The organism is Aminobacter sp. Y103A, from assembly GCF_030294925.1.
GTDB lineage: Bacteria > Pseudomonadota > Alphaproteobacteria > Rhizobiales > Rhizobiaceae > Aminobacter > Aminobacter ciceronei.
This window is the reverse complement of the sequence record NZ_AP017986.1, coordinates 1888770-1910242: the sequence shown is the minus strand read 5'-3', so window position 1 is coordinate 1910242 and position 21473 is coordinate 1888770. Positions and strand designations below refer to the sequence as shown.

The 21473-nt window shown below is 63.8% G+C and carries 22 protein-coding genes; 13 read left to right on the top strand and 9 right to left on the bottom strand.

Annotated features, from left to right (window positions below; translation table 11 throughout):
• Positions 1 to 91: 91 nt before the first annotated feature.
• Positions 92 to 736: a TetR/AcrR family transcriptional regulator gene (locus tag Amn_RS09165; protein ID WP_067964258.1), complete on the top strand. Its 645-nt coding sequence runs from the start codon at positions 92 to 94 to the stop codon at positions 734 to 736.
• A complete protein-coding gene (locus Amn_RS09160) occupies positions 702 to 1862 on the top strand; it encodes an isovaleryl-CoA dehydrogenase (protein WP_286296389.1) in 1161 nt (386 codons plus the stop codon). Before Amn_RS09165 ends, Amn_RS09160 begins: the two co-directional genes overlap by 35 nt.
• Before the next feature lie 29 nt (positions 1863 to 1891).
• On the opposite strand, the gene Amn_RS09155 is transcribed toward Amn_RS09160, so the two are convergent.
• On the bottom strand, positions 1892 to 2284 hold the full coding sequence (locus Amn_RS09155; protein ID WP_182575496.1) for a hypothetical protein: 393 nt from the start codon (positions 2282 to 2284) through the stop codon (positions 1892 to 1894).
• Positions 2285 to 2625: 341 nt separating this feature from the next.
• Here Amn_RS09155 and Amn_RS09150 point away from each other — a divergent pair, with 341 nt between their 5' ends.
• The 5 genes from Amn_RS09150 to Amn_RS09130 all read left to right on the top strand — a co-directional run bounded on the left by Amn_RS09150 (position 2626) and on the right by Amn_RS09130 (position 7890).
• Entirely contained in the window at positions 2626 to 2964 is a 339-nt protein-coding gene (locus Amn_RS09150) for an AbrB/MazE/SpoVT family DNA-binding domain-containing protein (protein ID WP_286296388.1), read from the top strand.
• The gene (locus Amn_RS09145; protein ID WP_286296386.1) at positions 2961 to 3338 is read left to right on the top strand and encodes a type II toxin-antitoxin system VapC family toxin; all 378 of its coding nucleotides are present in this window, start codon (positions 2961 to 2963) and stop codon (positions 3336 to 3338) included. The genes Amn_RS09150 and Amn_RS09145 overlap by 4 nt, the downstream gene beginning before the upstream one ends.
• A gap of 152 nt (positions 3339 to 3490) precedes the next feature.
• Positions 3491 to 5098, top strand: coding sequence for a carboxyl transferase domain-containing protein (locus Amn_RS09140; RefSeq protein ID WP_286296384.1), 1608 nt, complete (start codon positions 3491 to 3493; stop codon positions 5096 to 5098).
• 14 nt (positions 5099 to 5112) lie between these two features.
• Entirely contained in the window at positions 5113 to 7068 is a 1956-nt protein-coding gene (locus Amn_RS09135) for an acetyl/propionyl/methylcrotonyl-CoA carboxylase subunit alpha (protein ID WP_286296381.1), read from the top strand.
• 201 nt (positions 7069 to 7269) lie between these two features.
• Positions 7270 to 7890, top strand: a complete 621-nt coding sequence (locus tag Amn_RS09130) for a YitT family protein (RefSeq protein WP_115732956.1) — start codon at positions 7270 to 7272, stop codon at positions 7888 to 7890.
• A gap of 53 nt (positions 7891 to 7943) precedes the next feature.
• Here Amn_RS09130 and Amn_RS09125 read toward each other — a convergent pair whose 3' ends face one another.
• From Amn_RS09125 to Amn_RS09115, 3 genes are all read right to left on the bottom strand, one after another.
• Positions 7944 to 8606, bottom strand: coding sequence for a peroxiredoxin (locus Amn_RS09125; protein ID WP_067966898.1), 663 nt, complete (start codon positions 8604 to 8606; stop codon positions 7944 to 7946).
• Positions 8607 to 8808: 202 nt separating this feature from the next.
• Positions 8809 to 9930: an ABC transporter substrate-binding protein gene (locus Amn_RS09120; protein WP_067964270.1), complete on the bottom strand. Its 1122-nt coding sequence runs from the start codon at positions 9928 to 9930 to the stop codon at positions 8809 to 8811.
• Between the two features lie 408 nt (positions 9931 to 10338).
• Positions 10339 to 10605 (bottom strand): SEL1-like repeat protein, encoded by a 267-nt coding sequence (locus Amn_RS09115; RefSeq protein WP_067964272.1) that lies wholly within the window; start codon positions 10603 to 10605, stop codon positions 10339 to 10341.
• Between the two features lie 438 nt (positions 10606 to 11043).
• Between Amn_RS09115 and Amn_RS09110 the strand changes: the two genes are divergently transcribed.
• Positions 11044 to 11385: a DUF2147 domain-containing protein gene (locus tag Amn_RS09110; protein ID WP_067964273.1), complete on the top strand. Its 342-nt coding sequence runs from the start codon at positions 11044 to 11046 to the stop codon at positions 11383 to 11385.
• An 87-nt stretch (positions 11386 to 11472) separates the two neighbouring features.
• Here Amn_RS09110 and Amn_RS09105 read toward each other — a convergent pair whose 3' ends face one another.
• Positions 11473 to 12195 (bottom strand): glutathione S-transferase family protein, encoded by a 723-nt coding sequence (locus Amn_RS09105; RefSeq protein ID WP_067964275.1) that lies wholly within the window; start codon positions 12193 to 12195, stop codon positions 11473 to 11475.
• 327 nt (positions 12196 to 12522) lie between these two features.
• Here Amn_RS09105 and Amn_RS09100 point away from each other — a divergent pair, with 327 nt between their 5' ends.
• Positions 12523 to 12717: a hypothetical protein gene (locus Amn_RS09100; RefSeq protein WP_067964277.1), complete on the top strand. Its 195-nt coding sequence runs from the start codon at positions 12523 to 12525 to the stop codon at positions 12715 to 12717.
• Between the two features lie 64 nt (positions 12718 to 12781).
• Complete coding sequence (locus Amn_RS09095) at positions 12782 to 14284, top strand: AMP nucleosidase (protein WP_067964278.1); 1503 nt, start codon at positions 12782 to 12784, stop codon at positions 14282 to 14284.
• Positions 14285 to 14311: 27 nt separating this feature from the next.
• Here Amn_RS09095 and Amn_RS09090 read toward each other — a convergent pair whose 3' ends face one another.
• Positions 14312 to 15472: a hypothetical protein gene (locus tag Amn_RS09090; RefSeq protein ID WP_182575503.1), complete on the bottom strand. Its 1161-nt coding sequence runs from the start codon at positions 15470 to 15472 to the stop codon at positions 14312 to 14314.
• Positions 15473 to 15599: 127 nt separating this feature from the next.
• Positions 15600 to 16202, bottom strand: coding sequence for a DUF922 domain-containing Zn-dependent protease (locus Amn_RS09085; RefSeq protein ID WP_067964284.1), 603 nt, complete (start codon positions 16200 to 16202; stop codon positions 15600 to 15602).
• A gap of 209 nt (positions 16203 to 16411) precedes the next feature.
• Here Amn_RS09085 and Amn_RS09080 point away from each other — a divergent pair, with 209 nt between their 5' ends.
• Positions 16412 to 17446: an endonuclease/exonuclease/phosphatase family protein gene (locus Amn_RS09080; protein WP_067964286.1), complete on the top strand. Its 1035-nt coding sequence runs from the start codon at positions 16412 to 16414 to the stop codon at positions 17444 to 17446.
• A gap of 76 nt (positions 17447 to 17522) precedes the next feature.
• Here the strand turns inward: Amn_RS09080 and Amn_RS09075 are convergent, their stop codons facing one another.
• Positions 17523 to 19205, bottom strand: coding sequence for an electron transfer flavoprotein-ubiquinone oxidoreductase (locus Amn_RS09075; protein ID WP_067964288.1), 1683 nt, complete (start codon positions 19203 to 19205; stop codon positions 17523 to 17525).
• Between the two features lie 290 nt (positions 19206 to 19495).
• Between Amn_RS09075 and Amn_RS09070 the strand changes: the two genes are divergently transcribed.
• Both Amn_RS09070 and Amn_RS09065 read left to right on the top strand, forming a co-directional pair.
• Positions 19496 to 20110, top strand: a complete 615-nt coding sequence (locus tag Amn_RS09070) for a carbohydrate-binding protein (RefSeq protein ID WP_246340960.1) — start codon at positions 19496 to 19498, stop codon at positions 20108 to 20110.
• A 37-nt stretch (positions 20111 to 20147) separates the two neighbouring features.
• The gene (locus Amn_RS09065) at positions 20148 to 21005 is read left to right on the top strand and encodes a uracil-DNA glycosylase (protein ID WP_182575504.1); all 858 of its coding nucleotides are present in this window, start codon (positions 20148 to 20150) and stop codon (positions 21003 to 21005) included.
• A gap of 13 nt (positions 21006 to 21018) precedes the next feature.
• On the opposite strand, the gene Amn_RS09060 is transcribed toward Amn_RS09065, so the two are convergent.
• Positions 21019 to 21423, bottom strand: a complete 405-nt coding sequence (locus Amn_RS09060) for a hypothetical protein (RefSeq protein ID WP_182575505.1) — start codon at positions 21421 to 21423, stop codon at positions 21019 to 21021.
• Between the last annotated feature and the right edge of the window lie 50 nt (positions 21424 to 21473).

Sequence of the window (21473 nt, the reverse complement as noted above, 5' to 3'; positions counted from 1 at the left end):
CGCCGGCCGTCATCCACAGACGGCGTTTCGTACCCCTTGAATTAATTAAACGTTCGTTTTATTAATCCAGCCATTCGGGAGGAATGGCTGGATGGCGCGAACTGCGGGTTCGGACGGCGGCAGGACGGAAGCGGCGATCCGCGAGGCAGCGGTGCAGCTGATCGCGCGCCACGGCTATGAGGCGGTGACGATGCGCCAGCTGGCGGCCGAGGTCGGCGTCCAGGCGGCCGCGCTCTACCGCTATTTCCCGACCAAGGAAGACCTGCTCCACACGCTGATGCGTGAGCATATGGAGGCGCTGCTCGGCGCCTGGGAGGCGGCGCGTCCCGACAATGACGATCCGCTGGCGCGGCTGACCAGCTTCGTCGCCAACCACATCCGTTTCCATGTCGAGCGCCGGCACGCCACCCATGTCTCCAACATGGAGCTGCGCAGCCTTTCGCGCGAGAATCTGACCAGCATCCTCAAGCTCCGCACGGCTTACGAGAAGGAGCTCAGGACCATCCTGCGCGACGGGGCGGATGCCGGCCTGCTTGAGGTCGACGACACCGGCCTGACGGCGATGGCGATCATCCAGATGATCACGGGCGTCATCGTCTGGTTTCGTCCCGATGAGAGACTGTCGGTCGACGAAGTCACCGCGACCTATCTTGCCATGACGATGCGCCTGACCGGCGCCAGGACCAATGCGGAGGACCGCCATGTACGACAAGACGCTGAACTTCGGGCTCGGTGAGGACATAGACAGCCTGCGCGAGATGGTCCGGCGCTTCGCCCAGGAGCGCATTGCCCCCATCGCCGCCGACATCGACCGCAGCAATGAATTTCCCGCCCATCTGTGGCAGGAGCTGGGTGCGCTCGGCCTGCTCGGCATCACTGCCGAGGGCGAATATGGCGGCTCGGAAATGGGCTATGTCGCCCATGTCGTGGCGGTCGAGGAACTCTCCCGCGCCTCGGCCTCGGTCGGCCTGTCCTATGGCGCGCATTCGAACCTCTGCGTCAACCAGATCAAGCGCTGGGGCACGCCGGAGCAGAAGGCGAAATATCTGCCCAAATTGTGCTCGGGCGAGAATGTCGGCGCGCTCGCCATGTCTGAAAGCGGCTCCGGCTCCGACGTCGTGTCGCTGCGCCTCAGGGCCGAGAAGCGCAACGACGTCTATGTGCTCAACGGCTCCAAGATGTGGATCACCAACGGGCCCGACGCCGACACGCTGGTGGTCTATGCCAAGACCGATCCCGAGCGCAAATCGCGCGGCATCACCGCCTTCATCATCGAGAAGACGATGAAGGGCTTTTCGGTGGCGCAGAAGCTCGACAAGCTCGGCATGCGCGGCTCCAACACCGGCGAGCTGGTGTTCGAAAATGTCGAGGTGCCGTTCGAAAACGTGCTGCACGAGGAAGGCCGCGGCGTCGAAGTGCTGATGTCAGGCCTCGACTATGAGCGCGTGGTGCTGGCCGGCGGGCCGATCGGCATCATGGCGGCGTGTCTGGATGTCGCCGTGCCTTACGTGCACGACCGCAAGCAGTTCGGCCAGCCGATCGGCGAGTTCCAGCTCGTGCAGGGCAAGCTTGCCGACATGTATTCGACGATGAATGCCGCGCGCGCCTATGTCTATGCCGTGGCCGCTGCCTGCGACCGCGGCCAGACGACCCGCAAGGACGCCGCCGGCTGCGTGCTGTTTGCGGCGGAGAAGGCAACCGTGATGGCGCTCGATGCGCTGCAGCTGCTCGGCGGCAACGGCTACATCAACGACTATCCCACCGGCCGGCTGCTGCGCGACGCCAAGCTTTACGAGATCGGCGCCGGCACCAGCGAGATCAGGCGCTGGCTGATCGGCCGCGAGATCATGGCGGAAGGCTGATGACGCCTCCCGCCCGGTCACTGGCCCGATCACTGGAAAGCCCTTGGCAGATCGGCCGTCGGCTTCGACACGATCTGATGGGCGTCGCGCCAGATGACCTCGCGCTGGCCGGCCGTCTTGATCGTGCGCACGGGCAGACCGCCCTCGCCGATCAGCCAGGCGCAGTAGCGCGCACGGCTGATCGCCTCGGCGGCGTGCGGGTCGAACCAGCAGATGCCCCAGATCGAGTTACGCCGCTTGAAGTGGCGACCGATCCTGCCGGGCATCGGCAAATGCTCGTTGAACCAGTCGAACTGCTCACGCAGTTCGGCCAGGATCCAGTCCGGGCAGCCATTCCTGTAGAGATACCAGGACGCGCGGAAGAAGCCGGCCTCCACCCGGCTGTTCGGGTGGATGAGCGGCGTAACGAAACGCACATACATGATGACAACCGCGCGGCCTCGACGGCGGCGCGCTCCCCTGCAACTTCGGTGAATTCGAGCTGTGAAAGTGCCGCCCTTCGGCGGCCTCAGCCTTTTGCCGAAGGGAGACGGAATGTCAGGCGCATGTCGATGCGTCTCATCGGTCGTCTCCAAGAGGACGGGTTGCGGAGCATGCGGACGCGCCAGCAGCTCGCCCCATCGGGAGCGGGCACGTACACGCATTCCGGATCGATATCAAGCCAAAACAATCAGAGGTTTCCGCAACTGCCTGGCAGCCTGTTTGCCGCAAATGGTCATTCATGGCACAATCTCTCTTTCTGCCACAGATCGGGGTTTGCGCCATGACTGAGCCAGAGACGCCCAAAGGCTTCGCCGAGGAGCCGCAGAAGCCATACAGCTCCAGGATCCGGGCCGAGTTGCTGCGCAAGCCGCCGAAGTTCGAGCGCTTGCGCGTGGGCGACGGCGGCCGCATCGTCATCCCCGCCGCCATGCGTGAGGAAATGGGCATCAAGCCCGGCGACGATCTCGTCGCCCAGGTCGAGAACGGAGAGCTGAGGCTGATCTCGCACCAGATGGCCCTCACCCGTGTGCAGCAAGAGATGGCCAAGTACAAGAAGCCGGGAGAAAGCGTTGTCGACGAGTTCCTGGCCGAACGCCGCGCGATGTGGGGTGAAGAGTGATCGTGCTCGACGCCTCGGCCGTGCTGGCGGCGATGTTGCAGGAGCCCGGAGCCGACCGGGTCCATGCGCTCGTCGACAAGAGCGTGATCTGCGCCGTCAATGTCACGGAGGTCATCTCGAAGCTGACCGACAGGGGCTACGACGAAGTTGACGTACGCCAGCAGTACGAGAACTTGAGTCTCGATGTGGTGTCGTTCGACCAACACCTGGCGCTGGTCGCCGGGCACCTGCGCGCATCGACGCGCCACAAGGGCTTGTCGCTGGGTGACCGCGCCTGCCTGGCGCTGGCGATACTGACGGAACGAACAGCCGTCACCGCCGACAGGAAATGGGCCGACCTGGATGTCGGCTGCAAGATAGAGGTCATTCGCTGAGAGGCGATCGAGAGCGGAGATGGCTCGACAGCAACAAACCGACGTCTGGACTTCGCCGAAATTACGAGGCTAGTGCGTTAGATTCGCCACCCACCATGACTGCTTCGCGCTCTTGCGCGCTGCATCGCATGGGTATCACTCCAAGAGGAAAAATGCCGACGCTTCATTCCCAGCTCTCCCCCTCCTCCGAAAGCTTCAAGGCCAATGCGGCGCGCCTGCGAACGCTGGTGGCCGACATCAGCGAGAAAGCTGCGACGGTGGAGCGCGGCGGTTCGGAGGATGCGCGCAAGCGGCATGTGTCGCGCGGCAAGCTGTTGCCGCGTGAAAGGTTGGCGCAACTGCTCGACGCCGGCTCGCCCTTCCTCGAGGTCGGCCAGTTCGCCGCCTTCGGCCTCTATGGCGGCGACATCGCGTCCGCCGGCGTGATCGCCGGCATCGGCCGCGTCGAAGGCACCGAGGTGATGGTGGTGGTCAACGACGCCACGGTGAAGGGCGGCACCTATTATCCGATGACTGTGAAGAAGCATCTGAGGGCGCAGGAGATCGCGCTGCAGAACAATCTGCCCTGCATCTATCTCGTCGATTCCGGCGGCGCCAACCTGCCCAACCAGGACGAGGTGTTTCCCGACCGCGATCATTTCGGCCGCATCTTCTTCAACCAGGCCAACATGTCGGCAGCAGGCATTCCGCAGATCGCCTGCGTCATGGGCTCGTGCACGGCGGGCGGCGCCTATGTGCCGGCGATGTCCGACGAGACCGTCATGGTGCGCAACCAGGCGACCATCTTTCTCGCCGGCCCGCCGCTGGTCAAGGCGGCGACGGGCGAAGATGTCAGCGCAGAAGAGCTGGGCGGCGCCGACCTGCACACGCGGGTGTCGGGTGTCGCCGACCACTATGCCGTCGACGACGAACACGCTCTGGCGATCGTCCGGCGCATCGTCAAAAACCTGAATCGGAAGAAGGACATCGGGCTGGTCCTGAAGACATCGATTCCGCCCGTTCATGCACCGGAAGAGGTCTATGGCGTCATCCCGGCCGACCTGCGCCAGCCCTATGACGTGCGCGAGGTGATCGCGCGCGTCGTCGACGGCTCCGAATTCGACGAGTTCAAGCAGAACTACGGCACCACACTGGTGACGGGCTTTGCCCATGTCCACGGCATGCCGGTCGGCATCATCGCCAACAATGGCGTGCTGTTTTCGGAGAGCGCGCTGAAGGGCGCACATTTCATCGAGCTGTGCTGCCAGCGCAAGATCCCGCTTGTCTTTCTGCAGAACATCACCGGCTTCATGGTCGGCGCCAAATACGAAGCCGGCGGCATTGCCAAGGACGGCGCCAAGCTGGTGACGGCAGTGGCGACCGCCCAGGTGCCGAAGGTCACCATCATCATCGGCGGTTCGTTCGGCGCCGGCAATTACGGCATGTGCGGCCGCGCCTACTCGCCACGTTTCCTGTGGATGTGGCCGAACGCGCGCATCTCGGTGATGGGCGGCGAGCAGGCAGCGACAGTACTTGCCATGGTCAAGCGCGAAGGCATCGAGCGCAAGGGCGGCAGCTGGAGCAAGGAAGAAGAGGCCGAGTTCCGCGCGCCGATCCTCGAGAAATACGAGCGCGAGGGACACCCGCTCTATTCGTCGGCCAGGCTGTGGGACGACGGCATCATCGACCCGGCCAGGACGCGCGAGGTGCTGGCGCTCAGCCTGTCGGCAGCGCTCAACGCGCCTGTAGCAGACACCAAATTCGGCGTGTTCAGGATGTGATGGGGGATCAAGGTATGTTCTCGAAAATCCTCATCGCCAATCGCGGCGAGATCGCCTGCCGCGTCATCCGCACCGCCCGCAGGATGGGCGTTAAGACGGTGGCGGTCTATTCCGACGCCGATGCGCGCGCGCTGCATGTCGCCATGGCCGACGAGGCCGTGCATATTGGCGGCTCGCCTGTCGCCGAGAGCTATCTGCGCGGCGACGTCATCATCGCGGCGGCCAAGGCGACCGGCGCCGAGGCGATCCATCCCGGTTACGGCTTCCTGTCCGAGAACCCCGGTTTCGTCGACCAGGTGACGCAGGCAGGCCTCGTCTTCATCGGCCCGTCGGCAGATTCGATCCGCGCCATGGGGCTCAAGGATGCCGCCAAGCGGCTGATGGAAAAGGCCGGCGTGCCGGTCGTTCCAGGCTATCACGGCGAGGCGCAGGAGATCGTCATCCTCGCTTCCAAGGCGCGCGAGATCGGCTATCCCGTACTGATCAAGGCGCGTGCCGGCGGCGGCGGCAAGGGCATGCGCCGCGTCGACCACCCCGACGATTTCGCCGATGCGCTGTCCGGCGCACGGCGCGAGGCCAAGGCCGCCTTCGGCGACGACCGCGTGCTGGTCGAGAAATATGTCGACAAGCCGCGCCACATCGAAGTGCAGGTGTTCGGCGACAATTTCGGCAATGCCGTGCATCTGTTCGAACGCGACTGCTCGGCGCAACGCCGCCACCAGAAGGTGATCGAGGAAGCCCCTGCCCCCGGCATGACCGCCGAATTGCGCGCGGCGATGACCGATGCCGCCGTCAAGGCCGCCAAGGCGATCCAGTATTCCGGCGCCGGCACGATCGAGTTCATCGTCGATGCCTCGGACGGGCTGAAGCCGGATCGTTTCTGGTTCATGGAAATGAACACGCGGCTGCAGGTCGAGCACCCGGTGACCGAGATGATATCGGGCGTCGACCTTGTCGAATGGCAGCTTCGGGTCGCCTCGGGCGAGCCGATACCGCTGGCGCAGGAGGACATCACGCTATCAGGCCATGCCTTCGAGGCACGGCTCTATGCCGAGGATCCCGCCAAGGGTTTCCTGCCGGCGATCGGCACGCTGCATCATCTCAGCTTCCCCGGGGAAGCTGCGGCGGGCACCGAACTCCGCATCGAGACCGGCGTGCGCCAGGGCGATGCGATCTCGCCCTTCTACGATCCGATGATCGCCAAGGTGGTGACGCACGGGCCTGATCGCACAACCGCGCTCGCAGCACTCGCCGACGCAGTCACCCGCACCGAAGTGGCGGGCTCGACGACAAATGCGGCGTTCCTGGCTGCCCTTGCCCGCGACCCCGACTTCGCCTCAGGAGATGTCGACACCGGTCTGATCGGGCGCAAGCAGGACGAGCTGACGGTGACCGCGCCGCCGAGCAGCCGGGCCGTGGCGCTTGCCGCACTGGCTGCCACCGGAGCCATGGCATCTGCTGCCTCTGACGATCCGTGGTCCAGCCTCACCGGCTATGCCCATTTCAACCCGCTGGCGCGGCGGGCGACTTTGTCGTTCGGCGGCACGGGGATTGTCGCCCACGTCACGGCGCGGCCGGACTGGCGTTTCCAGGTCAGGCCGGAGGGCGGCGAGGCCTTCGTGCTTGCGGCTGGAGCCAGCGATGCGGGTGCGACAGTGGCGGCATGGCCCGGCCATGTCACGGTGTTCGAAGCTGGCCGCTCCTTCGACTTCGCCATCAGCGATCCGTTCGCACGCGCTGCCGAGATCGGCGAAGGCACGTCGAGCATGCGCGCGCCGATGCCGGGCCTGGTCAAGCTCGTGCGCGCCGCCAAGGGCGACAAGGTGGCCAAAGGCCAGCCGCTGCTGGTGCTGGAGGCGATGAAGATGGAGCACACCATCACCGCCACCCATGACGGGGTGATCAGCGAGATCGCCGCCGAGGGCGCGCAGGTGACCGACGGAACGGTGCTGGTGCGCTTCGAGGAGTAGTCAGTCTCCGCTTTTCTTCGAATCGCGGAAGCCCTCCATCTTCTTGTTTTTGCGCAATTCCCGGGAAAACCGCCGCACAGTTTTCCCGGCTCTTACGCGAGCCTTGCTGTTTGCGCATGCCAGACCAGCCCGAAAATCCGTATCGGAATCCGGGCTGGTGCCGTATTGCTGCGATGCAGCAAACATGGACAGGCACGCGCAGTGACCAATATCAGCAACAGTGATGCCCTCCCGCATCGCCAATACGAGGACGTGCTGGCCCTGCTCACCGGCACCATGATGGTGGCGCTCGGGCTGGTGCTCTACACCAATGCCGGGCTGATCACCGGCAGCTCGGCCGGACTGGCGCTGCTTGTCCAATACGCCACCGGCTATGGCTTCGGCGCGATCTTCTTCGTCATCAACCTGCCGTTCTATTATCTCGCCGTGAAGCGCATGGGCTGGCCGTTCGCGCTGCGCACCTTTGCCGCCGTGGCGCTGATTTCACTGCTGTCGCGGCTGATGCCCGACTGGATCGGCATCGGCCACCTCAACCCGCTCTATGCAGCGATAGCGGGCGGCGGCCTGATGGGCATGGGCCTACTGGTGCTGTTCCGCCATCGCGCCGGGCTCGGCGGCTTCAACATCCTGGCCTTGTACCTGCAGGACAATCATGGCATCCGCGCCGGCTATTTCCAGCTCGCGGTCGACCTTGTCATCCTTGTCGTGTCGCTGTTTTACCTTGAGCTCGACAAGGTCGCACTTTCGGTGCTGGGTGCCGCGGTGCTCAACCTGATCATCGCCATCAACCATCGCCCCGGCCGTTATGTCGGCATGAGCTGAAACGCAAAAGCCGCGCCAGACGGCGCGGCCCTGCGTGCGACAGCTATGCCGGATCAGCCGGCGGTCGGCTGCTTGGTCTTCCTGAGATAGGGCAGGACGCGCTCGAACGAGCCGAAGCGCTTGATCGCGTCCTCGTCGGAGACGGCTGCGGTGACGATGACATCGTCGCCCTGCTTCCACTGCACCGGCGTTGCCACCTGGTATTTGGCGGTCAGCTGGATCGAATCCAGCGCGCGCAGGATCTCGTCGAAGTTGCGGCCGGTCGACATCGGATAGGTCAGGGTCAGCTTGACCTTCTTGTCGGGGCCGATGACGAACACCGAACGCACCGTGGCATTGTCTGCCGGGGTGCGGCCTTCCGAGCTGTCGCCGGCCGTCGCCGGCAGCATGTCGAAAAGCTTGGCAATGGCAAGCGTCGGGTCGCCGATCATCGGATAGTCGACCTTGTTGCCCGACAGTGTTTCGATGTCGGCCTTCCATTTGTGATGATTCTCGACCGGATCGACCGAAATGCCGATGATCTTGGCATTGCGCTTGGCAAAGTCGGCCTTCAGCCCGGCCATGTAGCCGAGTTCGGTGGTGCAGACGGGCGTAAAATCCTTGGGGTGCGAAAACAGCACGGCATAGCCGTCACCGATCCAGTCGTGGAAGCTGATCGCGCCTTCCGTGGTGTCGGCCTTGAAATCCGGGGCAGTGTCATTGATGCGAAGGCTCATGGTCGGTTCCTCCTGAATGCGACGCACACGGCTTGCGCCGGCCAGAACGGCCTGATTTCGGCGTCCAAGTGCGAAAACGTCATTTTGCGCCAAGCGCGTGAAAACGACAATGGCCGGGACGTGCCCGGCCATTGAATGCATCTCTGTGGCTTACTGCCACAATGGCCGGGACGTGCCCGGCCATTGAATGCGTCCAGACGGCTTACTGCTTGATCGGCGCGTATTTGCCGTCGTGCCACTGGTTGATGTCGTAGCTGGCGTTCTTGAGATCGCCCTTCTCGTCGAAGACGACATCGCCGACGACGGTGCTGATCGGCTTGCCGTCCTTGAGCGCCTCGGCGACCTTCATCGGATCATCCGTGCCGGCACGCTCGATGCCCTGCGCGAAAGCCTGGATGGTGGCGTAGGAGAACAGCGTGAAGCCTTCCGGCACGAAACCGCCGGCCTTGATCTTCTCGACAGCTTCCTTGGCCTCGGGCTTGGCCTGCGGGTCGGAGGGGAACACGAACAGCGTGCCCTCGCCGGCCGGGCCGGCGATCTGCCAGAACTCGGGCGAAGCGATCGAGTCGGGCATGATCAGCTGATACTTGAAGTTCTGCTCGGCCGACTGGCGCAGGATGAGGCCGGCTTCGGGGTGGTAGCCGCCGAAATAGACGACGTCGGCCTTGAGCTCCTTGAGCTTGGTGACCAGCGCCGAATAATCCTTCTCGCCGGCATTGATGCCTTCGTAGAGAACTTCGGTCAGGCCACCGGCATTCATCGTCGCCTTGACGGCGTCGGCGACACCCTGGCCGTAGGCGCTCTTGTCGTGCAGCACGACGACGTTCTTGCCCTTGTACGTCTCTGCGATCCACGGGCCGATGAAGGCGCCCTGGGCGTCGTCACGCGTGTAGAGACGCATGATCGTCGGCCAGCCCTTTTTGGCGGCGTCGTCGGTCAAGACCGGGTTCGAGGATGCCGGCGACATCATCAGCGCGCCGCTCTCGGCATAGACGGCGGAGGCCGGGATGCTCGAGCCCGAGCAGGCGTGGCCGTCGATGAACTTGATGCCGTTGGCAACGATGCGGTTGGCGACCGAAACCGCCTGCTTGGGATCGCAGACGTCGTCTTCGATCGACAGCTTGAGCTGGCGCCCGAGAACGCCCCCCTTTTCGTTGATCGCCTTGACGGCAGCTTCCGCACCTTGCTTGAACTGGTCGCCGATATTGGCGAGCTGGCCGGTCATCGGGCCGGCTACGGCAATGCCGATATCCTGCGCGTAGGCAGCGCCGGCGCTGAGCGACAGGCCGACCAGTGCCGCGCCAAATGTACGTTTCAAATGCATTGTTACCCTCCCTGGGACGCTCCGGTTTCCCCGGATCGCGTCATGCGTGCAATCGCCGAAAGCTGTCATCGCAACCGGGACTTGTCTTGGCGCATCGGCGTCAGGATGTTGTGCCTGCAAACGGGGCGGCGGGCAATGCGGTGGCCGAACGATGCTGCCACGCCATGGGGCCAAAACAAAAAGGCCGCGCCGATCTTATGTGACCGGTCACGGCCTTTTTCGTGGAGAGCGCCGCGAGCATCTTCGGCCCGTCGGACATTCGCCTGCCCTGTCTAACTCGGTCCAGCTGGTGATGAGACATGCTGGAGGTCATGTCCCTGGCACATCTTGCTCGTCCTTCAAGCAGTGCGCTCTTGGAATTGGGGGCTGCCATCCCGGCGCCCCGGCTCTTCCCCCGAAGAAGCTTGATCAGTGCATCGTCATCCATTCGCGCGCTTCGCGCAGCGCCTTGACGATGTCGAGCTTGGACATCGTGCCGGAGAGCTCCGAGCGCAGGGCGGCCGCCCGGGCCGAACCCTTGATCGCGGCGATGTTGAACCATTTGTGGGCGGCAACCACGTCGACCTCGCAGTCGCGGCCGGTCGCATACATCATGCCGAGTTCGAGAAGAATGTCGGCCTGAGCGGTGGTTCCCATCGCGCCGAAGCCAGCGTCAAAGATTTCGAAACGTGCCATTTTCTTATCCCCTGCCTGTCTCCTGAGAGCCGGCCCGGTGGTGTTCCGGAGCTGCCCTTTCGATGCTTCCGAGAATGCCGGGGAGCCTTGAATCCGCCGTTAAATGGCTTGCTTAACTCGAAGAAAACAAACTGAAAACAAAGGGTAAAGCTCGGAATTCATTAAGGATAGGAGTCCTTGCGGCAGCTGGAATTTGCAGAAAATGCGATGAAAATTCTCCAGTCGCCGGATAAGTCTTTGATAACCACGCGGCACATTGATCGATAGCCAGGGATGAACTTCGGCACCCGGATGGCGCTTTTCGGCGGTCTCAAAAAGGCTCAAAACTTACCCAGCGGCACCACTTTCGTTTTGCCGACGGCTGCATTACGCTTACGTTTGCGTAAACGTCAGGCAGGGAGAGTGCCTGTGGGCGACAATTCAACCGGGAGGACTTCAATGCTTCGCAAGATGAGCCTGGCCATCGCGGCCACCCTGATGATGGCGGGTGCGGCCTATGCCGATCCGATCGAAGGCAACTGGAAGACGGAAGCCGGATCGACTGCCGCGATCACGCCCTGCGGCGGCGGCTTCTGCATCACGCTGAAGGACGGCAAGCACGCCGGCAAGAAGATCGGCACCTTCAATGCCAATGGCGGCACCTATGCCGGCAAGATCACCGACCCGGCCAATGACAAGACCTATACCGGCAAGGCCTCGGTCGCCGGCTCGACGCTCAAGATGAGCGGCTGTGTGCTCGGCGGCCTGATCTGCAAGACGCAGAACTGGAAGAAGCTGTAAGGCGACCAGGAAATAGTCGTCAGTATCAGGGGGAGGCAGTGCCGGCGGGCGCTGCCTCCCCCATTCGTTTTTTCGCTGTCTGCGCGTTCAGGCCCTGGCACGCTGGCCGAACAACACCTTCTGGGCTTCCTTGTCGTCGGCGAGGTTGCGGCGGTGGTCTTCACCGACGGCGAGGCCACGGCTCACTGCCGGACGAGCCAGCAACGTGTCGAACCAGCGCTTGAGATGCGGGAAGTCCTCGAGCTCCTGGCCCTGATTCTTGTAAGGCTTGACCCAGCCGAGCGAGGCGATGTCGGCGATCGAATAGTCGCCGGCAAGGAATTCGCGATCGGCGAGGCGCTTGTTCATCACGCCATAGAGCCGGTTGACCTCATTGGTGTAGCGATCGATGCCATAGGCGATCTTCTCCGGCGCATATTGCCGGAAGTGATGGGCCTGGCCGGCCATCGGGCCGAGGCCGCCAACCTGCCAGAACAGCCACTGATCGACTTCGGCGCGGCCGCGCTCGTCCGAGGGATAGAGCTTGCCGAACTTGCGGCCGAGATATTGCAGGATCGCCCCGGATTCGAAGATCGAGATCGGCGCGCCGCCCCATTTGCCGTCAGCGGTCGGCCCTTCCGGGTCGATGATCGCCGGCATGCGGTTGTTGGGCGCGATCTTGAGGAATGACGGCTCGAACTGCTCACCCTTGCCGATGTTGATGTATTTGACGGTGTAAGGAACGCCCAGTTCCTCCAGCATGATCGAAATCTTCCAGCCATTGGGCGTCGGCCAGTAATAGAGTTCGATCGGCAATGTCTGGCTGGTCATTCCGCAGTCTCCGTTGGTGAGCGTTGCTCAGGAGATATGCGCAGCGGGGCGAAACACAACCCTGCGGACCCATCAAGGCTCGTCAATAAATTTGAACCGAAGATGAACGGAGGTCTCAGAACCCGTTCAGTCGCAGCTTGGCATAGTCCGATCCATCGAAGGAGAAGACACCAATGCTCGCCCGCCGGTTCACCATCGTCTGCCTGCTCAGCGCCCTGTTCGGGATCATGTTCGCAACGCTGGTGGCAGAGACCAGCCGCCCTGCCCGCTCCTGGGAAATCGTGAAGAAGTAACGACGCAACACAAGATCGAAAAGAAGCAACGCCAATGACCCGCACCGCAACCCAGATCAAGAAGACGCTCCGGCTGCTGCCGCGCGCCGCCATGATCCTGATGGTCCTTGCCGCTCCGGTGCTGGCCGTTCCGCAGCTTCGCGCCGATTACGGCTCGACCATCGAGGCACCTGCCGCCCGCAAGAGCGGCGTCGGCTTCGTACTCCTGGTCAGCCTGCAGCGCACCTGAGAGATTTGAAAGGACGCGCCGCGAGACCTCTCGCAGCCGTCATAATTGATCTCTATAATAGGTCATGGAAAAGCGAATCTATCCTCAACCTATCGAATCGATCTCTTCGCCGCTGCCGTTTCCTCGGCAGAGCTTTACTGATGCCGACAAGGCGGTTGCTGCCTTGCAGGCGCTTTACGAGCGCAACACCGCCTTCCTGCGCGACGCCTTCGCCTCGCTGGCAGCCGGCGCCGACACCAATGTCAGGTTCCGCGCCTGCTATCCCGAAGTCGGCGTCACCACGACATCCTACTCCCAGGTCGACTCGCGCCAGGCCTATGGCCACATGCCGACCCCGGGGCATTTCTCGACCACGATCACCCGGCCGGACCTGTTCCAGAGCTACCTCACCGAGCAGCTCAAGCTGATCATGCGCAACCATGGCGGCCCGGTGACGGTTTCGGAATCGACGACGCCGATCCCGCTGCATTTCGCCTTCCTCGAGGGCACCCATGTCGACGGTGCCGCCGCTGACCGCATCCAGCGGCCGATCCGCGACCTGTTCGACGTGCCGGATCTCGACGGCACCGACGACCACATCGCCAACGGCACCTTCGAGATCATGCCGGGCGAATCCCGCCCGCTGGCCGTGTTCACCGCCCAGCGCATCGACTATTCGCTGCACCGGCTGGCGCATTACACGGCAACAACGCCGCATCACTTCCAGAACTTCGTGCTGTTCACCAACTACCAGTTCTATATCGACGAGTTCGTCGTTTTGGCCCGTGACCTGATGGCCAAGGGCGGCGGCGGCTATACGGAATTCGTCGAGCCGGGCGGCGTGGTGACCAAGGCGGGCCAATCGGCGCCATCGGAAGGCACGCCGGCGGCACGGCTGCCGCAGATGCCGGCCTATCACCTGAAGAAAGCAGGCCATGCCGGCATCACCATGGTCAATATCGGCGTCGGTCCTTCCAACGCCAAGACCATCACCGACCACATCGCCGTGCTCAGGCCGCATGCCTGGCTGATGCTCGGCCACTGCGCCGGCCTGCGCAACACCCAGGCGCTGGGCGACTATGTGCTGGCGCATGCCTATGTCCGCGAGGACCACGTGCTCGACGACGACCTACCGGTGTGGATCCCGATCCCGCCGCTGGCCGAGGTGCAGGTGGCGCTGCAGGAGGCCGTCGCAGAAGTAACCGGCCTGTCCGGCTACGACCTCAAGCGCATCATGCGGACGGGAACCGTCGCCACCATCGACAACCGCAACTGGGAACTGCGCGACCAGCGCGGGCCGGTGCAGCGGCTGTCGCAGTCGCGCGCCATCGCGCTCGATATGGAGTCGGCGACGATCGCCGCCAACGGTTTCCGCTTCCGCGTGCCCTACGGCACGCTGCTGTGCGTGTCCGACAAGCCGCTGCATGGCGAACTCAAGCTGCCGGGAATGGCGACCGAGTTCTACAAGCGGCAGGTGGCGCAGCATCTGACCATCGGCATCCGCGCCATGGAAAAGCTGGCCGAAATGCCGAATGAGCGGCTGCATTCGCGCAAGCTGCGCAGCTTCGCCGAGACGGCGTTCCAGTAAGCTGCCGACCGAGAGCTCGGCCGCAGCCTAGTGCTTGCGGCCGAAGACGGCGGTGCGTCTGACAAAGCCGCCGCCGAAACGCGGCGGCGATCCTGCAGGCGGCTCGTCCGAGCCGCCCTCGCCCTTGCGGTAGAGCTGCAGGCTGTTGCCCACGGCCTTTGCCGTGCGCTCCTTCTGCTCCCAATCGGCGATCAATTCGCGCCGCTTGTCCCGGTCAGGCTCGACCGAGGCGGCGACCGAGCGCATGCCGCCTGGGACCAGCGTGCGGCTCTCATGTTCCATCGTGGTGTAGCTGTGCTGCCGGGAGAAGCGCAGGGTCAGCGCGTAGCACGGCTCGCGCATGCCGATCGGGTGCTGCTCGGCAGCAACATGCCGGACACGATAGGAATAGTCGCCGTTTTCGGGACCGAAGGTCTCGTCGTCGGGGACGACATAGCCATTGGGCTGAATGGCGACGCGGATGAAGGCAAGCGCTGCGTCGTAAAGATCGATCCACGGAATGGGCGCCGGTGCGACATAGACTTCGCGGCCGATATAGTCGGCGCCGCCCAGGGTCAGCAGGCCAGCCGGTTGTTCGTTGAAACCGGGCGCCGGCTCGCCGGCGAAAAGCTTGGGATGGACGGTCAGCATGCTGGGCTGCGGCTGGTCCAGAAACGCCGTGAACTGCTCGCCGGCGATCAGCATGTTGCTCTGGGTCCAGTGAATGGCGCTGGCGGGCTGGACCTTGAGAAGGTGGCGGCAGACCTCGCCGAGGATCTCGACGCGCATGTTGAATTCGCGCAGCGTCGCCCCCGGGCGCTGCATGCCGATCTGGCTGAAGAAGCCCGCAATGTCAGGATTGTCGGTGACGCCGCCCATCACGCCATGGTGGACCTCGACAAGGACATGCGCGGTGTGCCGGCGCACGCGCTCCCGGGCATCCGGCATCAGCAGCGTGGTTGCCGCGGAGCCGAGGGTCGGGGCGAAAACCGCCGCATCGGCGGGCCGGGGAAAATAGGTGACGAGGATCTGGAATTCGCCGGGGCCCCTCATCAGGACGAAATGGCGGTCCTCCTGGACGACGTTGAGCGGCAATTGCCTCTCGAGCATCGCCTTGCGGAAGGCGTTGAGATGCGGCGACGGATAGATCTCGTCGCCGCCCTCATAGAGGATCGCTGCCTGGATGTTGTTGGTGTACCTGCCGGTCATGGTTGCACCTCGCCTCACCGCAACGGTGCCATTTGGCCGCAAAAGCAAGGTTAACTTCCAGCGCAACCACAAGCTGTGGTTAAGAATCCCCTTGCGTCATAGAGCTTTGCGCCCGAGGCGGGCAAGATCACTGCCCGTTGACGAAGGACAGGATCAGGCGATGGACGTTGCCGCCATCGTTGAGCTCGACGCGGTCGAAGTCGCTGCTCTGCTGGCGTTGCGCCAGCGACGCCTCCGACAGCGGCTTGATGATCTCCTGCCTGATCTTTTTGCAGCCGGGATCGCCCGGCACAGAGAGGCCGATGGTGGTCCGCTCGATCGTCGCCACCATGTCCTTGATCATCTGGCCGTGCACCAGCTCGTGGCGGCGGACGCCTTCGTAAAAGACGTCCCAGCGCTGCTTCAGCCCGTCCGGCAGGCGTCCGGACGGTTTGGGCAAGGTGTAGGTGATGATCAGCTTGGGCTTTGCCGAAACCAAGGTGCAGCCGTCGCCTTGCGGCACGTAGTTGCGCTGCCATGTAAGCTTGAAATTGGTGTGGGCGATGGCGCGGCCGATGCCGGCCTTCGGGCCGCGCTCGCCGATCGAGGCGTAGAGCTCGGGGGCCGTGCTTCCCGAGATTGCGTAGGTCTTGACCTGCTCGACCACCTGCCCCTCGGCATGCGCGGCAAAGGGAGCCATGACGAACAGCGCCGCACATGCGCGCAGCCAGCGATGGGCGGTCGAATTCATTCCAGTCTCCACAAGGCCGATCAGTTGCGCATCACGAGCGCATCGATGCCGATTTCCCGGCCATCGGTCTCACAAGTCGCCCGGCATTTCAACCGCCGGTCGCCAGCGCTGCCACCTTGCCCGTCCTCGCCGACGGAGCTTTCCAGCAAAGCGCAAGCGGCCCATAATCGATCATCAATGGGCCGCATTTGTTGCTACATGAAACTGGAATGACGACGTTCTACAGACTGGGCAGGATCGCCTGCTTCCTGGCGATGATGATCTTGTCGGTGCCGCTGGTCGCCGGCTTCTTCGGCGCCTGGCATCCGGCGCTCGACTCCTTTGCGCATTTCAGGGTGCACCTGGCGGTGGCGATGATGCTGGCGGCATTGCCGCTGCTGTTGACCTCGCTGCGCTGGCAGGCCGTTGCTGCGCTGGCATTCGGTGCCGCAGCCCTGTCCACCACCTCGAGTTCGCTGCCTTTGCCCGGGCTCGGGCCTGTGCATGCGGCGTTCCAGCCGCGCGCCGATGGCCGGCCGGTCTACAAGATGCTGCAGATGAACCTGCGCTTCAAGAACACCCAGCCTGAGAAGGTGCTGTCGCTTGTCGGTCGCTGGCAGCCCGACGTCATCACCTTCCAGGAGGTGTCGGCGATGTGGGAAGGCAAGCTGCAGCCGCTGTTTGCGCGCTACCCCTACCGCATGATGTGCCCTTATCCGAACGGCATCTTCGGCTCGGCGATCCTGTCGCGGCGGCCATTTGTTGAAGGCAGTCAGCCGCAGTGCTTCGGCGGCGGCGCGCTGGCAACGGCCAAGGTCGATTTCGGCGGCCGGGCAAGCGACGTGGTGTCGATCCATCTCGGCTGGCCCTGGCCGTTCGAGCAATCGCAGCAGATTGGCGAGTTGAGCGGCAATCTCGCAGCGCTTGGCGAGAGCGCCATTCTCGGCGGTGATTTCAACGCCACGCCTTGGAGTGCCGCGGTCGCCCGCGTCGCCAGGCTCGGCGGACTGACGCTGATGCCGGCTGCCGGCCGCACCTGGCTGACCTTCATGCTGCCCGACTTCATGCGCTTCGCCGGGCTGACCATCGATCATGTCATGGCCAAGGGCGACGTGCTGGTCCACGCGGTGACGATGGGCGAGGATGCCGGCTCGGACCACCGTCCGCTGCTGATCGAGTTCTCGTTCCGCGACAGCGCCACCCATCCGGAAGACAGCGAGACGCAGACGGTCAGGATCGAGACCGGCGAGCCGCCGCACAGCTGAGATCGCCCCGCAGACGGAAACGGCCCGGAAGTCGATGACCCCGGGCCGCTGAAATCGTCATGTGCTGCTTGCCAGCTCACATGTTGGGATAGACCGGCCCTTCGCCGCCCTGCGGCGGCACCCAGTTGATGTTCTGGTTGGGATCCTTGATGTCGCAGGTCTTGCAGTGGACGCAGTTCTGCGCGTTGATGACAAACTTGGCGTCGGCGTGGCCGGGATCGCCGGCGATCGAATTGCCGTCCTTGTCGACCCACTCATAGACGCCGGCCGGGCAGTATCGGCTCGACGGGCCGGCGAAGACGCCATACTCCGAGCGCTTCTGCAGCTCCATGTCCTTGACCTGGAGGTGGACCGGCTGGTCTTCCTCGTGGTTGGTGTTGGACAGGAACACCGACGACAGGCGGTCGAAGGTCAGGACGCCGTCAGGCTTGGGGTAGTCGATCTTCTTGTGCTTCGACGCCGGCTCGAGCGACTGGGCATCCGACTTGCCATGCTTCAGCGTGCCGAAGGGCGAGACGCCGAACAGCGTGTTGAGCCACATGTCGAGGCCGCCAAGGCTGACGCCGAGGATGGTGCCGAAGCGCGACCACAGCGGCTTGACGTTGCGGACTTTCTTCAGATCCTTGCCGATGTCGGTCGAGCGCCATGCGGCTTCATAAGAAGCGAGCTCATCATTGGCACGGCCGGCGCCGATGGCCTCCGCCACGTGCTCGGCGGCGAGCATGCCCGACAGCACGGCGTTGTGCGACCCCTTGATGCGCGGAACGTTGACCAGACCGGCCGAGCAGCCCATCAGCACGCCGCCGGGGAACGAAAGCTTCGGCACCGACTGGTAGCCGCCCTCGGTGATGGCGCGCGCGCCATAAGACAGGCGCTTGGCGCCGTCGAAGGTGTGGCGGATCGCCGGATGCGTCTTGAAACGCTGGAACTCCTCGAAGGGCGACAGATAGGGGTTCTTGTAGTTGAGGTGGACGACGAAGCCGACCGCAACCATGTTGTCCTCGAGGTGATAGAGGAACGAGCCGCCGCCGGTCTTGAAATCGAGCGGCCAGCCGAAGGAGTGCTGGACGAGGCCCGGCTTGTGATGCTCGGGCGCGACCTGCCACAGTTCCTTGAGGCCGATGCCGAATTTTTGCGGCTCCTTGCCGGCGCCGAGATCGTATCTGGCGATCAGCTGCTTGGCGAGCGAACCGCGGGCGCCCTCGCCGATCAGGACATATTTGCCCATCAGCGCCATGCCGGGCGCGAAGGACGGGCCATGCGAGCCGTCGCGCTCGACACCCATGTCGCCGGTGTAGACGCCGGTGACGGCGCCTTGGTCGTTGTAGATGAGGCCGGCAGCGGCGAAGCCGGGATAGATCTCGACGCCGAGCGCCTCGGCCTTCGTTGCCAGCCAGCGGCAGACATTGCCGAGCGAGACGATGTAGTTGCCGTGGTTGCTCATCAGCGGCGGCATGAACATGTTCGGCAGCTTGACCGAACCTGCCGGCCCGAGGACCAGGAAGTGGTCGTCGGTGACGGGCGTCTTGAACGGGTGGTCGCTGTCGTCGCGCCAGTCGGGCAGCAGCCGGTCGATGCCGATCGGATCGACGACGGCACCGGACAGGATGTGAGCGCCGACCTCGCCGCCCTTTTCGAGCACGACGACGGACAGTTCGGGATTGACCTGCTTGAGCCGGATCGCCGCCGCCAGACCCGCCGGACCTGCACCGACGATGACAACGTCGAATTCCATGCTCTCGCGTTCGATATCGCTCATCAATCCCTCCGCGTTGGCTAGCCCTGTCCCAGGGGCAATCTGTAGCTAAGCGCTGCATAGCGCATCGTCGGCAAACGTCAAACGGACCAATCCGCACATCGGCTGTTTGGCCTAACGACGCTCTCCTCCGAGCAATGAATTATCTTACGTTAACGTAAAGGTCAAAAGATTTCACCTTTCGGCTGTGGGTTATGGCCCGTACTGTCACGAAACAGGTGTTGTTCAACAGCCTTTTCGTCCATTGATTCCATATGCGCCAACACGTGCCTTGCAGGACCGGACTGGAGCGCTTGCACCCCAAACGCCACATCCTGGCTGGGGCTGCCCTTCTTATTGCGACATGTCTTGTCAGCGAAGGTCGCTCGCAGGAGACCGAGGCCGGTCAAAAGGTCTGGAATGCCGGGGCCTATTCGTTTTCCGATGAACTCGGCGGCTTCCAGATCACCGGCGTTTCGGGAACCGGCACCAGGGAAGACCCCTTCGTCATCAGGGAAGAACTGGATTCGTCGACGCCGGTGACGCTGACGATCCGCACGACCCGGCCGATCCGGCCCTTCGACAGCTCGGGCTTCTATGCCAATGGCATCATGTTCATGCGCATCGAGGCGCTGAACAACAGCGGCCAGGCGTGGGTGGAATTCGAGTTCGAGCTGCAGGAGCAGCAAGGCCAGGCCAGCGTGTTCGGCGACGGGCTGTCCTTCGACCAGCGCCGCACCGACAACGTCAACATCTCCTCCGACAGCTTCGCCCAGTACAGCCGCGACTTCGAACCATATGACCGGCTGCGCTTCATCGACGGCAAGGTCGACCCGCTGGCAATTGCCGGCTTCAGCTTCCTGGTCACCGACTACACACCACGCTGGCGCTTTTATCTGGTGCAGGACCCGCGCATTCCGTCCTCGTGAACTTGCAAACCGGCGGCGTAACGCCGTAACTGTGCCAATGGCCTCACTTTCGGGAAACGAACCTCCGGATCTGCGCGATCTGCTCGCCTTCTATGCGGCGGCGGGGGTCGATGATGCGCTTGTCGACGACCCGATCGACCGCTTTGCCGAAAACGCCCAGCAGCGCCTGGCGGCATCACGGCAGCTGGCGGACAGGGCGGCCGAGGCGCCCCGCCCCGGCGCCGCCCCTGCCACGGCACCGCCTCAGCCGCGACCGGCAGCGGTTGCCGCCGTGCCTGACGAGGCGCAGGCCGCCGCGGCACGCGAACTTGCCTCCAAGGCAGCAACGCTCGACGAGCTCAAGCAGATCATGGAAGGTTTCGAGGGCTGCAATCTGAAGGCCACGGCCAAGAGCATGGTCTTTGCCGACGGCAACCCCGAAGCCGATCTGATGCTGGTCGGCGAAGCGCCCGGCCGCGACGAGGACCTCGAAGGCCTGCCGTTCGTCGGCCGCTCGGGCCAATTGCTCGACCGCATCCTTGCAGCGATCGGGCTCGACAGGACATCAGCCTATATCGCCAACGTGATTCCGTGGCGTCCGCCCGGCAACCGCACGCCGACCCCGCATGAAACGGAGATCTGCCGGCCATTCGTCGAGCGCCAGATCGCCCTTGCCAGGCCCAAGGTGCTGGTGACGCTTGGCGGCCCCTCGGCCAAGCTGCTGGTCGGCTCGCAGGACGGAATTCTGAGACTGCGCGGCAGCTGGAAAAACCATGTCACGGCAGACGGCACCGTCATCCCTGTCATGCCGACGCTGCACCCGGCCTATCTGCTGAGAAATCCCGCCCACAAGAAGCTTGCGTGGCGGGATTTCCTCGAGGTCAAGGCGAAGCTGCGGCAACTCGGCAGCCTCTAGCTTTTGTCGCCGATCAGGCAGCCGCGACCACTGACGTGGCGCGGCGGATGCCGATGAACTGCAGTTCGGCGAAGACCGCGACCGCCAGCGCCTGGGCAACCACGAAGGCGATGCCGAGTGCATTCGGCGCCACGACACCGCTGACGAGCAGGCCGAAGCTGGCGACCACCCACAGCACATTGATGGCGATGATGTCGATCATGACGAGCTTCGACACCGTGGCGCGGCGGGCGATGACCACCAGCATGGCAACGAAGGGCACCAGCACCAGGCCTGCCCAGAACAGCAGTTGCGCCGGCAGTTCGAGCAGCGGCGACAACAGCGGGGTGCCAAGCATCATCAGCAGGCCGGCCGCGCCGCTGATCAGCGCATCAGCATGGAGGACGTTGCGAAGGAAGGGGGTGACGGTGATGGACATGGCTGGCTCCTGTTCGGTTGTGGAGGCTGTCTGCGACCGCCTTCCTGAAA